The organism is Porticoccaceae bacterium LTM1, assembly GCA_030252795.1.
Classification (GTDB): Bacteria; Pseudomonadota; Gammaproteobacteria; order Pseudomonadales; family Porticoccaceae; genus SCSIO-12696.
The window spans coordinates 2366091-2380739 of sequence record CP127080.1 but is presented as its reverse complement, the minus strand read 5'-3'; the positions used below and the strand labels follow the sequence as shown (position 1 = coordinate 2380739).

15 protein-coding genes and 1 tRNA gene are annotated in these 14649 nt (G+C 49.7%); 13 read left to right on the top strand and 3 right to left on the bottom strand.

The features are described 5' to 3' along the window. The first annotated feature begins 109 nt into the window (after positions 1 to 109). Together QP938_10395 and QP938_10390 are read left to right on the top strand one after the other, a co-directional pair. A complete protein-coding gene (locus tag QP938_10395; protein ID WIO73700.1) occupies positions 110 to 1069 on the top strand; it encodes a bifunctional methionine sulfoxide reductase B/A protein in 960 nt (319 codons plus the stop codon). 166 nt (positions 1070 to 1235) lie between these two features. Next, on the top strand, positions 1236 to 1970 hold the full coding sequence (locus QP938_10390; protein ID WIO73699.1) for a methylenetetrahydrofolate reductase: 735 nt from the start codon (positions 1236 to 1238) through the stop codon (positions 1968 to 1970). A gap of 12 nt (positions 1971 to 1982) precedes the next feature. Here QP938_10390 and QP938_10385 read toward each other — a convergent pair whose 3' ends face one another. Then, on the bottom strand, positions 1983 to 2309 hold the full coding sequence (locus QP938_10385; protein ID WIO73698.1) for a hypothetical protein: 327 nt from the start codon (positions 2307 to 2309) through the stop codon (positions 1983 to 1985). 149 nt (positions 2310 to 2458) lie between these two features. Further along, a tRNA-Arg gene (locus QP938_10380) sits at positions 2459 to 2535 on the bottom strand. A gap of 130 nt (positions 2536 to 2665) precedes the next feature. Here QP938_10380 and QP938_10375 point away from each other — a divergent pair. Continuing rightward, positions 2666 to 3109 carry a cytochrome c5 family protein gene (locus tag QP938_10375; protein ID WIO73697.1) on the top strand — a complete coding sequence of 148 codons (444 nt, stop codon included), beginning with the start codon at positions 2666 to 2668 and terminating at the stop codon, positions 3107 to 3109. 62 nt (positions 3110 to 3171) lie between these two features. Here QP938_10375 and rep read toward each other — a convergent pair whose 3' ends face one another. Next, positions 3172 to 5181 (bottom strand): DNA helicase Rep, encoded by a 2010-nt coding sequence (rep, locus tag QP938_10370; protein ID WIO73696.1) that lies wholly within the window; start codon positions 5179 to 5181, stop codon positions 3172 to 3174. A gap of 364 nt (positions 5182 to 5545) precedes the next feature. On the opposite strand from rep, the gene QP938_10365 reads away from it, so the two are divergent. The 10 genes from QP938_10365 (at position 5546) to QP938_10320 (ending at position 14582) form a co-directional block, all read left to right on the top strand. Continuing rightward, positions 5546 to 8500: a molybdopterin oxidoreductase family protein gene (locus tag QP938_10365; protein WIO73695.1), complete on the top strand. Its 2955-nt coding sequence runs from the start codon at positions 5546 to 5548 to the stop codon at positions 8498 to 8500. Further along, complete coding sequence (locus tag QP938_10360; protein WIO73694.1) at positions 8497 to 9246, top strand: 4Fe-4S dicluster domain-containing protein; 750 nt, start codon at positions 8497 to 8499, stop codon at positions 9244 to 9246. Before QP938_10365 ends, QP938_10360 begins: the two co-directional genes overlap by 4 nt. 98 nt (positions 9247 to 9344) lie before the next feature. Further along, positions 9345 to 10283 carry a dimethyl sulfoxide reductase anchor subunit gene (locus tag QP938_10355; GenBank protein WIO73693.1) on the top strand — a complete coding sequence of 313 codons (939 nt, stop codon included), beginning with the start codon at positions 9345 to 9347 and terminating at the stop codon, positions 10281 to 10283. A gap of 666 nt (positions 10284 to 10949) precedes the next feature. Then, complete coding sequence (locus QP938_10350) at positions 10950 to 11543, top strand: hypothetical protein (protein ID WIO73692.1); 594 nt, start codon at positions 10950 to 10952, stop codon at positions 11541 to 11543. Between the two features lie 49 nt (positions 11544 to 11592). Next, a complete protein-coding gene (locus tag QP938_10345; protein WIO73691.1) occupies positions 11593 to 12006 on the top strand; it encodes a gamma-glutamylcyclotransferase family protein in 414 nt (137 codons plus the stop codon). A 19-nt stretch (positions 12007 to 12025) separates the two neighbouring features. After that, on the top strand, positions 12026 to 12532 hold the full coding sequence (locus QP938_10340) for an N-acetyltransferase (protein ID WIO73690.1): 507 nt from the start codon (positions 12026 to 12028) through the stop codon (positions 12530 to 12532). 142 nt (positions 12533 to 12674) lie between these two features. After that, positions 12675 to 12989 (top strand): multidrug efflux SMR transporter, encoded by a 315-nt coding sequence (locus QP938_10335; protein ID WIO73689.1) that lies wholly within the window; start codon positions 12675 to 12677, stop codon positions 12987 to 12989. A gap of 116 nt (positions 12990 to 13105) precedes the next feature. Continuing rightward, positions 13106 to 13462, top strand: coding sequence for a GFA family protein (locus tag QP938_10330; GenBank protein ID WIO75654.1), 357 nt, complete (start codon positions 13106 to 13108; stop codon positions 13460 to 13462). A 186-nt stretch (positions 13463 to 13648) separates the two neighbouring features. Further along, positions 13649 to 14101, top strand: coding sequence for a bacteriohemerythrin (locus QP938_10325; GenBank protein WIO73688.1), 453 nt, complete (start codon positions 13649 to 13651; stop codon positions 14099 to 14101). A 13-nt stretch (positions 14102 to 14114) separates the two neighbouring features. After that, positions 14115 to 14582, top strand: a complete 468-nt coding sequence (locus QP938_10320; protein ID WIO73687.1) for a bacteriohemerythrin — start codon at positions 14115 to 14117, stop codon at positions 14580 to 14582. Positions 14583 to 14649 lie beyond the last annotated feature (67 nt).

Genomic DNA, 14649 nt, shown 5'->3' with positions numbered 1-14649 from the left:
TCGGAAAAGCTTACTATTACTTTCGTTGTGCGGGCTGGTAGCGATTATGTACTCTGCGGGCTCAATGTCTGCGGATGACACAAAAAAAGCGTCAGAAAGAGAGTTTGTCATGCCTGATAAAAAGACCCTGAAGGAAAACTTGACCCCTATTCAATACAGGGTGACGCAGGAAAACGGCACCGAGCCGGCTTTTCACAATGAGTTTTGGGACAATCACGATCACGGTATCTATGTCGATATTGTTTCGGGAGTAGCACTTTACAGTAGCCTGGATAAATATGATTCCGGCTGCGGCTGGCCCAGTTTTACCCACCCTATTGATGAAGCGGAAATAGTAGAGAAGCGGGATATCAGTCATGGCATGATTCGTACGGAAGTGCGCAGCGCGACAGCGGATTCGCACCTCGGCCATGTATTTAATGATGGTCCCAGAGATAAAGGTGGGTTGCGTTATTGTATCAACTCGGCAGCGTTACGCTTTGTTCCGCTGGCGGAGATGGCTGAACAAGGCTATGGCAAATATTTGAACCGCTTCATGGAGGCGGGTTTGTATGAGGCAACAGAGAAGAGCACTATGGCAACGAAAGAAACAGCCATTTTGGCTGGTGGATGTTTTTGGGGAATGGAAGAAATCATTCGCAGTATTCCAGGTGTGATTGAGACTGAAGTGGGTTATACCGGCGGTGAGTTGGATCATGCCACCTACCTGGAAGTGAAAAAGGGAAATACCGGCCACGCGGAAAGTATCAAGGTGGTCTACGATCCTTCTGTGCTGAGCTTTGAGGTATTGCTCAAAGACTGGTTCTTCAAGATGCACGATCCCACAACCCTTAATCGTCAGGGTAACGATATTGGCACCCAGTATCGCAGTGCTATTTTTTACGAAAACGAACACCAGAAAGAGATTGCGGAAGAGGTCATTAAAACGGTGGATGCCTCCGGTGATTGGGATAAGCCTATTGTGACTCAGGTAGCGCCGGCGAAGGATTTTTGGCCTGCAGAAGAGTATCACCAGGACTATTTGCAAAAACATCCGGGTGGATACAGTTGCCATTTTATGCGTGACTAACCATTCTGAATTTACAAATCAGCCGGCCTTTAGGCCGGCTTTTTTGTTGGCGCAAAGAAGAGGGAGGCCAAAGTTGGAGGTGACTCTATCAGATTAGTTGGTCAGCTTTCAGGATCTGGACTAAGCTTGATATACCAAGCGATGTCGCTGACATTGAGAGAATTCGATGACGCAAATTTCCGTCGAGTTGGTGCCGCGCTCTTATCAACACCTGGACCATGATTGCTCCGGGTTGCAGGAATCATTTCCCTATCTGGACACAGTCAATATTCCCGATCTACTTCGAATGCCAATTCACAGCTGGGAGGCTTGTCGCTATACAGGGCGCTATTTCCAGAGAAATATCCCCCATTTGAGGGCTCGGGACTTTAATCTGGATCACCCCGAATTCCTTGAGAGTGCCATCGCCGGTTTCCATGAGGTGCTGGTCGTATCGGGAGACCCGCCTCAGGGCTTTTCCCGATCAATCTATTCCACAACTTGTCTGGACTTGATTCGGTATATTCGTAGTACTCACCCGGATAAAAAAATAATCGCCGGACTAGACCCTTACCGACAAAACTTGCAGAAAGAGCTGGACTATACCCAGCAAAAAGTGATGGCAGGGGCCAGCTGTTTTTTTACCCAGCCATTTTTTTCCCTGACGTTGCTGAAGGCTTTTTACGAAGTGCTTTCTGGTCTTGAAGTGTATTGGGGGGTGTCGCCAGTAATCGGTGAGAAATCTAAAAATTACTGGCAACACACTAATCAGGTGGTATTTCCGCCAGGATACTCGTTTACCCTGATGGGCAATCAGCAGTTTGCACGCCGGGTAATGCAATTTGTGAGTGAAAATGACACCAATATCTACTTTATGCCTATTCGAGTCGACACGGTTGAGTATCTCCATGGCGTTCTTTAATCGGCAGCGAGCTCACTCTTTATCGCGACCAATAATCCAGTCCCAAGCTTTTTCCAAAAACAGCTGCAGTGAGTCAAGCTCACCTTCTGTTGGATTTGACTCCTTGGTCTTTGGGGCTGGCTGTATAGTTGGCAATGCTGCAGTCGGATTGGGCTCTTTCAGCTTCTGATCTTCCATCGTTAGCAGCTTATCAAGCTGGGCATCCAGCTTTTTTTGCAGCTTTTCATTCATGTCCTTTTGACTTTTTTGAATGACGTCATCCAGTGGTGCTGTGCAGTGTCCGGTTGAGGTCATCAGGCTGGTGGCAATCAGTATCGGGGTGATAAGTTGAATCTTCATGCGATGTTCCTCCAGTGTGTGCGCATCCATTTGCGACGTCGGCATCCTAGATGAACTGTGTGACAGAGATATGTTGGTTGGAAGGGGATTTTGTGACAGGGCAGGCATTAAAAAAGCCCGCCAGAGTTATTCTGGCGGGCTTTACAGTTTGGCGCACCCGGCGCGATTTGAACGCGCGACCTTCGGCTTCGGAGGCCGACACTCTATCCAGCTGAGCTACGGGTGCAGGGAGTCGCGCATGATACTGTTTATGGCGCGATGAGTCCATGATCTGATGCCATTTCATGGAGTGCGGTTTGACGCTATAATCGCCGCTTTATTATTGCAAGCCTACTAAAATCGATTTGGAGTCGAGCATGAGCCAAAAGAAATTTGCGGGATTGATTGCCGCCTTGTTGGGGTCGGCCCTGCTGCTGTCCGGTTGTGGCAGTGACGAGCCGGCGGAATACACTGCTGAACAGGAAAAGGCGATTGTCGACCGTATTGCCCCTGTTGGTGAAGTAGCTATGGAAGGTGATGCGATTGCCGCTGCTCCGGTAGCTGCCGCTCCTGCTGGCCCGCGTTCCGGTGAAGATATCTACAAAAAGTCCTGTTTTGCCTGCCATGCCACCGGTGCTTCCGGTGCGCCAAAGCTGGGCGACGCAGCTGCCTGGAAGCCGCGTGCGGATCAGGGCATGGAGACTTTGCTCAAGCATGCCTGGAACGGTTTCAATGCCATGCCGCCGAAAGGTACCTGCTTTGACTGTAGTGAAGATGAGATCAAAGCTGCTATTCAGCACATGCTTGATAGCCTGAAGTAAGTGATCTTATGAAAAAGCCGTCGTTGCAGTGCACCGGCGGCTTTTTTGTGCACGAGCATTTATCAGCCGAATAGCTCTTTCAGGGCATCCAGTGAGCGATTGCCTTTCTCCCTGTTAGCTTCGGGGTTGTGTTCGCCAAAACCCTCTCGCTCTATATCGTCCTGCGGCAGCTCATCCAGAAATCGGCTCTGGGTGGTTTCAATGATTTCGCCATACTGCTTGCGTTTTGCCGCCAGAGTCATGGTGAGAGTCTGGCGGGCTCGAGTGATGGCTACATAGGCAAGGCGGCGCTCTTCGTCGATATTGTCTTCGTCGATACTGGTGCGGTGTGGGAGCAGGTCCTCTTCCATACCAATCACGTAGCAATGAGGGAACTCCAGGCCTTTGGAAGCGTGCATTGTCATCAGCTGCACTTTGTCGTCGGCATCTTCCTCTTCCTGACGCTCCATCATATCCCGCAGAATCAACTTGGTGATGGCACTTTCCAATGGGTTTTCAGCCTGCTCATCCAGGCGCCCGATGGTGTTGGCCAGTTGATCCACCAAAAACAGCACATTCTTGTAGCGATTTTCCGCCACTTTTGCCGAGCTGGCGTTGTGGTGTAGCCAGCCTTCATAGTCGACGTCCTCGATCATCTCCTTGATAGCTGCAACGGGGTCATTACCGGCGGCATGACGCTGCACGTTCCGCAGCCATTCATGGAAGCGGCGCAGTCGGGTTAATGATTGTGCTGGTACTCGTCCTTCAATGCCCGCGTCAGCAATGGCGTCGTACATGGAGATATGTAGCTCATTAGCGTACTCGCCGAGCTTCTCCAGTGTGGAGGCGCCAATCTGGCGGCGCGGAGTATTGATGATCCGCAAAAAAGCGTTGTCGTCGTCGGTGTTAATCAATAGCCGCAGGTAGGCCATGATGTCCTTGATCTCGGCACGTGAGAAAAATGAAGTACCACCACTTAGATGGTAAGGAATACCATTGGCTTGTAGCTTCAATTCCAATAGGCGCGCCTGGAAGTTGCCACGATACAAAATGGCAAAGTCCTTGAACTGGCACTTGCGAGACAGTCGCTGGGCGTGAATGTCGTGGGCAACCCGCTCGCACTCGTCCTCTTCATTCCGGGTACGCACTAACCGTAGTGGCTCTCCGTATCCAAGCTCACTCCACAGAGTCTTTTCGTAGACGTGGGGGTTATTGGCGATCAGGGTGTTAGCGGCTTTCAGGATGCGTGCGGTGGAGCGGTAATTCTGCTCCAGCTTGATCAGATTCAGGGAAGGGTAGTCCTCGCCCAACTTGACCAGGTTTTCCGGTTTTGCACCGCGCCAGGCGTAGATGGACTGGTCATCGTCGCCAACCACCGTCAGGCCACCGCGCTGTCCTACCAGGTATTTCACCAGCTCGTACTGGGCTGAGTTGGTGTCCTGATATTCGTCCACCAGCAGGTAGCGAATCTTGCGTTGCCACTTGGCAAGTATCTCGGAGTAATCGCGAAACAGTTGCACAGGAATAAGGATAAGGTCGTCGAAGTCCACCGAGTTGTATGCACGCAGGGCGCTGGTGTAGCGCTCGTAAAGCATCGCCAGGGTTTGTTCACCGGGGCTTTGTGCCTTGGACATTGCCTGGGCAGGCGACATCAGGTCGTTCTTCCAGCTGGAGATCTGGTTTTGAACCAGGTCAACGTGGTCGGCATCCAGCTCCGACTCGCGCATCATCAGCTCTTTCAACAGTGACTTGGCATCGTCCTGGTCAAAGATCGAAAAGCCGCTTTTAAAACCGAGCGTTTTGATCTCTTGACGAATGATATTAAGGCCCAGATTGTGGAACGTAGATACCGTAAGGCGATGACTGGCCTTGCCTTTCACCAGCTTGCCGACTCGCTCCTTCATTTCTCGAGCGGCCTTGTTGGTAAAGGTAACTGCAGCAATATGACGCGCGTTGTAACCGCACTGTTCGATCAGGTAAGCAATCTTGCGGGTAATTACACTGGTTTTGCCTGATCCCGCACCCGCCAAAACCAGCAGGGGCCCATCAATGTAATGGACGGCTTTGTGCTGTTGGGGGTTGAGTTGCGACACAGTGATTTTGTCTTCTTGTGAAGTAAATGGCTGAAGGTCTTAAAGGGTCAGGGATTTTAGCAGTTGTGCGCTCCACGCCGAACCAATTTATGTGTGAAAGAACAAAATTCCGTGACTAGTTGTCATTGTGAAACCAAGTTACAAATCTTCGTCATAGAGGGAATCAGGTAAAAGTAAAGCTTGCGTCTTTGTGTCAATTTGGGCATTTTACTTCCTAATAATAATGACTATATGTGAGATTCTGCTGCATTTGTTGTTGGCCAGAGTGCCGGGCAAAACCAGATCCATAATCGAAGCCCAGTGCTTCAAGCCCGATGCCAGTTCATCCCAGTGCGCGTTCTCCCCAAGATTAGGAGGCAGATCGATGTCGCTGAATCCATTCGCGACGGTTACCGAGCAGGTGGATACCGCCCCGGTAGTAGCTGATGAGGTAAAAACGTCCACCTGTTACATGTGCGCCTGTCGCTGCGGTATTCGTGTGTACCTCAAAGATGGCTCAATTCGCTATATTGAGGGCAACCCGGACCACCCGGTAAACCAAGGGGTGCTCTGCGGAAAAGGTTCTGCAGGTATCATGCAGCACTATTCCCCGGCTCGGCTTACCAAGCCATTGCTGCGTATTGGTGAGCGCGGCGAAGGCAAGTTCAAGGAAATCGAGTGGGACGAGGCGATGGAGATCGCTACCGGGTGGCTCGGGAATATTCGAAACTGCGACCCTCGCAAACTCGCTTTCTTCACTGGTCGCGACCAAAGCCAGTCGCTGACTGGCTGGTGGGCCAAGCAATTTGGCACCATGAACTACGCTGCTCACGGCGGCTTCTGTTCCGTCAATATGGCTGCAGCGGGTCTATATACTATCGGCGGATCGTTCTGGGAGTTTGGTGAGCCGGACTGGGAGCACACCAAGTACTTTATGATGTTCGGTGTTGCCGAAGATCATGACTCCAACCCCATCAAAATTGGTCTCGGCAAACTCAAGGCCCGCAAAGATACCAAATTCGTTTCCATCAACCCTGTCCGTACCGGATATTCCGCCATTGCTGATGAGTGGATTGGGCTGCGTCCCGGTACTGATGGGTTGTTTGTTTCCGCCATCATTCAGGAGCTGCTTAAGGCTGAGAAGGTGGACTGGGATTATTTGGTGCGTTACACCAATGCTTCATGGTTAGTGATTCGGGACGAAGGGGCAGCTGATCACGGTCTGTTTGCTCGCGATGAAGAAGGCCAGACACTCTGCTTTGATAAAGAGACCAATGCATTACAGGCATCAGCCAGTGTCGATATTTCCCCAGCCATGGTTGGTGAATACTCACTGCCGGATGGTCGTAAAGCGGTGCCAGCTTTCCAGCTGATGGTGGAACGCTTTTTTGATCCACAATACTCTGCAGATGCGGTTGCCAAAGAAGTGGGCATCAAGGCGGAAGACATCAAGCGCATAGCTGCCGAGATAGCAGATGTTGCCTTTAATCAGCAGATTGAGATCGATGTGCCCTGGGTGGACTGGGCAGGTCGCAAGCACGAAAAAATGATCGGCAGACCGGTGTCCATGCACGCAATGCGCGGCATATCGGCTCATTCCAACGGTTTTCACACCTGTCGGGCAATCCACCTGCTGCAAATGATTCTTGGAAGTGTCGATGTGCCCGGCGGTTTCCGCTACAAGGCTCCGTTCCCCAAGCACGCCCCCCCTGGCGCCAAACCCGCAGGATTTAACAACGGCGAACCGTTGGCAGGTATGCCGCTGGGCTTCCCTCTGGAACCGGCAGATCTGCTGGTAGATGATGACGGCAATCCGACCCGGCTCGACAAAGCCTACAGCTGGGAATACCCTCTTGCTGCCCACGGCATGATGCACATGAGTATTCACAATGCCTGGGCGGGTGACCCCTATCCAGTGGATACGCTGTTTATGTATATGGCCAACATGGCCTGGAACTCGTCCATGAACACGCCGGCCACCATGAAATACCTCACCGACAAAGATGAAAATGGTGACTACAAGATTCCCCATATCATCTATTCAGATGCCTACTACTCGGAGACTGTGGCCTACGGCGACCTGATTCTGCCGGACACCACCTATCTGGAGCGTTGGGACTGTATCTCATTGCTGGATCGACCTATTGGTGATGCCGATGGGGCTTCCGATTCTATTCGCCAGCCCGTGGTGGAGCCGGATCGCGATGTTCGTCCGTTCCAGGATGTGCTCATCGATCTCGGTTCACGGCTTGGCTTGCCTGGATTTGTTGAAGGAGATGGAACCGCCAAATACAGTAGTTACGCCAATTACATTGCCAACCATTTGCGCACCGCCAATACCGGCCCACTGGCTGGATGGCGCGGAAAAGATGGCGAAAGCCACTGTACCGGTGATGCCAATCCTGACCAGCTGCAGCGTTATATCGATAACGGCTGTTTCTGGCGTCACGAATTTACCCCGGATCAGCGCTACTTCAAATTTGCTAACAAAAGTTATCTGGAGTTTGCGCGCGACAGTGCCTGGATCGGTTCCACGGCTCCCATTGTGATGCAACTCTACAGCGAGCCTCTGCAGCGCTTCCGCCTGGCGGCGCAGGGGCATGGTGAACACCAGCCGCCAGAATATTTGCGCGAGCGGCTTAATGACTACTTCGACCCGCTGCCGTTCTGGTACGAACCTTTTGAAAGCGAAATGGTGGATACCGACGAGTATCCCATTCATGCGCTCACACAACGCCCCATGCATATGTACCACTCATGGGGTTCGCAAAATGCCTGGCTGCGACAGCTCACCAGCTACAACTATCTTTATCTGCATCGAGATCTCGCCGCTAAATATGGTGTCGCTGACGAGGACTGGATGTGGGTGATAAGCCCGCACGGCAAGGTAAAAGCACCGGTAAAAATAATGTCCGGCGTCAATCCGAATACCGTCTGGACCTGGAATGCCATCGGTAAACGTAAAGGTGCCTGGGGGCTTGATGAAAATGCACCAGAAGCAAACAAGGGCTTTTTGCTCAACCATGTGATTTCCGAACTGCTGCCCCCGAAAAAAGATGGCCGCCGCTACTCCAACTCCGATCCGGTCACCGGTCAAGCTGCCTGGTTTGATCTGCGGGTAAAACTGGTGCGTTGCGAAGATAACGAGCCGAAGCACACTGAGCCGCTGTTTGAAAAATTACCGGAAGAGAATATCGCTTTTGATCGCCCACAGGTGTTGCGTTTTGGTGAGCAGTTCAGCTCAGGCGTCATTCCCGCGAAGGCTGGAATCCATTCTGATTCAAGCCCCATGGACTCCCGCCTGCGCGGGAGTGACGATGAGCAGGAGGCCGAAAAATGACCGCGCTACCCAAAAAAACCGATAAAAAACTCGGTCTGGTAATCGACCTGGATACCTGTGTTGGCTGTCAGGCTTGTGCAACCAGTTGCAAAGAGTGGAATACCGGTGGACACCCCGCGCCACTCACCGACATTAACCCCTATGGTGCCGAGCCAACCGGTGTCTGGTTTAACCGTATCCATAGTTACGAAGTGGATGTAAAAGACGCCCACACCGCTGACTACAGTCGCACCGTTAACTTTCCAAAATCCTGTTTGCACTGCGACAACGCACCCTGCGTAACCGTTTGCCCGACAGGTGCTTCTTACAAGCGTGAGGAAGACGGTATTGTTCTGGTTAATGGTGATATTTGTATCGGCTGCAAACTGTGCTCATGGGCTTGCCCATACGGTGCGCGGGAATTCGATGAAGACAGTGGCGTTATGAAAAAATGCACTCTCTGCGTCGATAAAATCTACAACGACAACCTGCCGGAATACAGCCGAAAACCCGCCTGCGTAGCAGCTTGCCCAACAGGGGCCAGGCATTTTGGCGACCTCGGTGATCCGAATTCCAGCGTCTCCAGGCTGGTGGCAGAGCGGGAAGGTTTTGATTTGATGCCGGAGCAAGGCACTCAACCGGTAAACAAATACCTGCCCCCACGCACTATGACTGATCCCTTTCCGGACCCGGTGCTGTTGGAACCGACGGTGCAAGATAGTCAAAGTGCCGTGTTGAAGTGGATTGATAAGATTTTGTCCAAATAATTAATCGTCATCCTCGCGAAAGCGGGGATCCATTCTTGCAGAATGGTGGATTCCTGCTTTCGCGGGAATGACAGGAAAGAACATAACGAGGTAAATAAATGCATCCCGCATTTTCAGTAATTTTTTTCACCACCATGTCTGGTGCAGGTTACGGTCTGTTGGCCTTGCTCGGACTGGGTGGCTACTTTCAAATGTTGCCAGCCGATAATGCCCTGTTTGGGGGAGTAGCTATTGGCCTGGCATTGGTACTGGTTACTGCCGGCTTATTATCATCAACCTTTCACCTCGGTCATCCCGAACGCGCATGGAGAGCAATGAGCCAATGGCGCACATCCTGGCTGAGCCGCGAAGGCCTGTGTGCGGTATTAACCTACTTGCCAGCGCTGGCGATGGCTTGGGGGTGGGTAATGGAAAAAGAGTTGAGCGGCTACTTTGGCGTTATGGGGTTAATCACCGCCGCCTTGAGTTTGCTGACCATATTTACCACCTCAATGATTTACGCCTCACTAAAACCGATTCAAGCCTGGCACAACGGCTGGGTACCAGCAGCTTATGTGGTGCTCGGTTTAATGACAGGCCTGGTATTACTCACCGCATTGATGGCCTGGTTTGGTGTGTGGACAGACTCAATTGTTCTCGCCGCGTTGTTTGCCGTGGTGCTGGCGGCCATGGTGAAACTGTTTTATTGGCAGAGCATTTTTAATCAAGAGCCAAAAAGTACCATAGAGTCTGCTACCGGCCTTGGCCAATACGGAAAGGTTTCACAAGTGCAGTCTCCTCACAGCCACGAGAACTACCTGCTCAAGGAAATGGGTTTTCAAATCGGCCGCAAGCATGCCCGCAAATTGCGCCGCATCGCCATCATCAATGCGTTTGTATTGCCCTTGTTACTACTTTTGGTTGCCTTGGTAGATGCAGATTTTCGAACACTGGCCGTTAGCCTCGCTGTACTAACTATGGCTCTAGGCGTAATTACGGAGCGTTGGCTGTTTTTTGCCGAGGCCAAGCATACGGTAGCTTTGTATTACGGGAGGTAGCAGCCTCTTGCCGCACTTTTGTCATCCTGGGTGCAACGAAGATAAAAGCGCACAGCGCGTTGGGCGCCGAAGGCGTCAATCTCAAATTCTGAAACGGAGCAATTCTTCACTGTGTTCAGAATGACAAAGTGTGTTACTCAGAGTCTTTTGATGATGCGGATTTATGAGTGCTAAATCCGCTTTTTCCCAGACCTGGCAGGTCGATCCTCATATAACTGACAAATCGTCGCGACCTGCCAGGTCTGGGAAAGAGCTACTTTAGGGGGGGCATCCTGAGCGCAGGGAGGGGCTCTAACACCAAGACAGACAGAGATCCTTCACAGCGCTCAGGATGACAAGTGATTTCAGGTATTCACACTGTTAAGAAAACTTTTCTTGGGAAGAGGGTGTTCTGGTTCTTTTTTTGATTCCAGGTATCTTGAATCAGTCTCTGCGACCCTCTATCTTTTGTTAATCAATATTTGTGGGAGGGTAGGTGCACATATATTGATCTCACAAGATTGAGGTTGAAATCTTTTAAGACCTGCCAAGGTTTACCCATAATGTAACTTTTTCTTTTGTGTCAAATTTGTGTGCTGTTTGATTGTGACACCTAACGCATTTGATGGGGATGCTCTAATCTTTTGATTGTTTTGCTTGGATGATTGAATTGACGAGGCGATTGCGATGTTTGATCAAATGAAGAAAGCAATTATTGCATTGTTTCTGGTGCTCAGTACTGGGTGTTCCATAAATCATCATGTTGCGGATGGTTACGGGGATTACTTGGTAAAGAATAAGAGTCAGCAAGTTATTCCCTATACAGGACTCTCTGCGGAATATAAGAAAACAGAGGCGGTTAAAGATCACCGCTATGAGTTCAGGGCACTAACAGTCGGTTACGCCAATTTATGGATTGTGGAGTTTGGGGATATCCTGGATGAAACACTCAAGTCACAAGAAATTCAGTCGGTATTTAATGGGCTGGTAGAAGCACGCGAAATCGGAGAACCAGAGAATCTGATAATTTTTGACCTTGTTGACTATAGTTATCAAGACTATAAAGCCAATATTTCCATTCACATAGTGCTGAGGCAAAAGGGTATAGAGGCTATTAATCAAACCTATAAGGCATCAGGTGAGGGGCAAACAGTTCAAATGTGGGCTGCCGGTGTTTTTGGGATGATGGATGCCATTCGCGACTCAACAAAATCTGCGATGGATGAAATAATGGTTCAGCTGATTAGGGATATTGGCTTAATCAATACGTCATCGGAGTAAGGTTTGGCAGGGGGGTGTCTGAGGTTATTTCTGGTTAAAAGGTGTCTAAATGAACCCTAAAAAGTTAGATGTTTTTTTCTACGGCTTGTTTATGGATGAGCAGGTTCTACGCCAAGCTGGAGTTGAGCCGTCAAACTGCCGTCGCGCATATGTAGACGATTACGCGTTAAGGATTGGCCAGCGCGCGGCATTGGTTCCAGTTAAAGATGCCCGTGCATACGGTATGCTGATCTCTTTGACTCAGTCGGAGCTTAATCATCTCTATAGCGCGCCAGGCCTTGGGGATTACTGTCCAGAAAAAGTGGTGGCTCACCTGTCCGAGCACGAAGTATCCCCTGCAATATGCTATATGCTTGCTCAGCCCTTTGATTTGAGCGCGCGGGACCCAGAATATGTAGAGCGTCTTAAGCGAATTCTAAATAACCTGAAATTTCCATCTGAGTATGTTGAATCTGTTAAATGATTCATTTAGGGGGTAGTGCTTGATAATCAATATTCGCAAAGAAACCAACGATGATATTCAAAAGATACACGATGTCATTGTTTCTGCATTTCTGAATGCTCCGCATACCGATCACACAGAGCAGTTTATTGTGAGGGAGCTGAGAAAGGCAGGGGCTTTATCTCTTACTCTTGTCGCTGAAGTAGACGGTGAGATTGTCGGGCATGTGGCGTTGTCTCCGGTGGCTATTTCCGATGGCTCTACAGGCTGGTATGGACTGGGGCCAATTTCGGTTGTGCCAGACAAACAAGGAGAAGGCATTGGTTCCCAGTTAATGCTGGATGCATTGGCTGAATTGAAGAAGTTGGGGGCTCAGGGGTGTGTGTTGTTAGGTGATCCTGGTTATTACCAGCGGTTTGGGTTTAAGCCAATTGATGGATTGATTCTTCAGGGTGTGCCGGCGGAATATTTTCAGGCAGCCTTGTTAAAGGGAGATTGGCCGCAGGGGGAGGTTACTTACCATGAAGCTTTTTCCGCGAAAAAATAGTGTGGTGACGTAACTTGCACAGAAAATGTTTGGCGCTTGAATTCAGGTGTGAATAGGCTAAAATCCGCATTCAATCAGGAAGTGAGGACGACCTCACCGCTCCATCTATACAGGGGACGACCCCATATATGAGATCAAATATATGGCGTGGTTCATTCTGGTTCTTGCAGGTCTTAGTGAAATTGCCTGGGCTGTAGGCCTCAAATACACCGACGGATTCAGCAGACCAATGGCGTCTGTTGTTACGTTATCCTTTCTTATTGTCAGTTTCGTGCTGCTTGGGTTATCGCTCAGAAGCCTGCCGTTGGGTGTGGCCTATGGAACCTGGGTAGGGATTGGAGCTGTAGGTACCGCTGTGGCAGGCGTGCTGCTTTTCAGTGAGTCGTTGAGCATAATTAAATTGGTGAGCCTTGGGTTAATTACATTTGGTATCGTTGGCTTGAAGTTGGCCTCATAGACTTATACTTGTCTTGTATCATTTATTCTTTGCGAACTTTTAAATTGAAATGCAAGGTGGTTACAGTGAGCGAAAAAGTTAAAGGTTCATGTTTGTGTGGTGCTATCAGGTATGAAGTGACTGGGCGCTTTGATTCATTCTTTCTTTGTTACTGTGAATACTGTCAAAAGGATACAGGCTCAGCACATGCGGCAAACCTGTTCTCTCGGTCTGCGGTACTATCCTGGCTGGCAGGTAGTGAAAATGTATGTACTTACCAGTTGTCGGGTACTCGCCATACAAATTGTTTTTGCAGAACATGTGGCTCTAAGATGCCCGCCTATTCTGAGGCGACGAGGCTGCTAACTGTACCTGCAGGAAGCCTGGACTCACCAATACCTATTGCTCCGAATGCAAAAATATTTTTGAACAGTGAAGCTGATTGGGTTAAGAAGCTGAGCCTATTGCCGTGCTTTGATGGGTTGCCCACATAGTTCGAAGCTATCCTGCGGTTTGCGATTGATGGTCGGAATGGGAAGTTTTGTGAACCCTTCGAGTAATTTTTTAATATCTGCACAATCCCGATTGATTTAAATCATCCTTGCTTCATTTCTGTCTTGAGAGACGATGGCGGCGACTTAAACTTGCCCGTAAGTTTTGCTTTGGCTGAGGGTAAGTTAATGAGTCTGCAGTGGTCATCCGATCTTGAGTTGGGTATCGGGGTTATTGATAGTCAGCATCAGAGGATTGTGGAGTACATCAATAAGGTGGAGTTGGCGAAGCAGCACCACAGTCATCAGGAGTTGATGGAAGTGCTGGATGAGCTGGTTGATTACACGCTATCGCATTTCGCATTTGAAGAGAGCCTGATGGAAGAGGCGGGATACCCTTTTTTTAAAGCTCATAAAAAAGTACATGCCCTTTTTACTCGGCGAATAGAGGGTTATTGCCAGCAGGCCAAGGCGCATCAGGATGTCACGGATGAATTGATGCATACCCTGAAAGCCTGGTTAATTAACCACATCAAGCACGACGACAGGGATTACAGTGATATTGTAAAGGTGAATATGGTTGCGGCTGCCAAGCGTGTGAAATTACGCAAGGCGAGTTGGATGTCCAGATTGTTTGGTTAACCCGGGTGGTGATATGTCGCATTTTGTTTGGACTGGCGAGTATGAGTTGGGCATTGATGTTATTGATCAGCAACATCGCCGAATTGTTGATTACATCAATCGGGTTTGTGAGGTGGTTAATGAGTCAAAGAGCCGGGGTTGTATAAACATTGTCCTGGCTGACCTGGTTGATTATACGTTTTCACACCTGGTATTCGAGGAGGCTATGCTTGAGGAAGCGGGATATCAGGATTTGCCGGAGCATACTGTGGCTCACACAACTTTTACAAAGCTGATTAAGGATATGCAGCGGCGTTGTGAACAAGGAGAAGATATTGCCGGTGATCTTGCGGTCTTTCTTCAGCAGTGGCTGATTTCCCACATTATGAGTGATGACGCAAAATATGTATCCTGCGTAAAAAAGGCATTGCTGGAAGATGAGGTTCCAGCCCAAAGAAGTTGGTTCCAGCAGGCAAACGCCAAGTATTTTGGTGGCAGTTAAATATACGGGGAAATACCGTATATTTAACTGCCACTTTTTCGATGCGTCCCCAAGAAACCTCTAACCG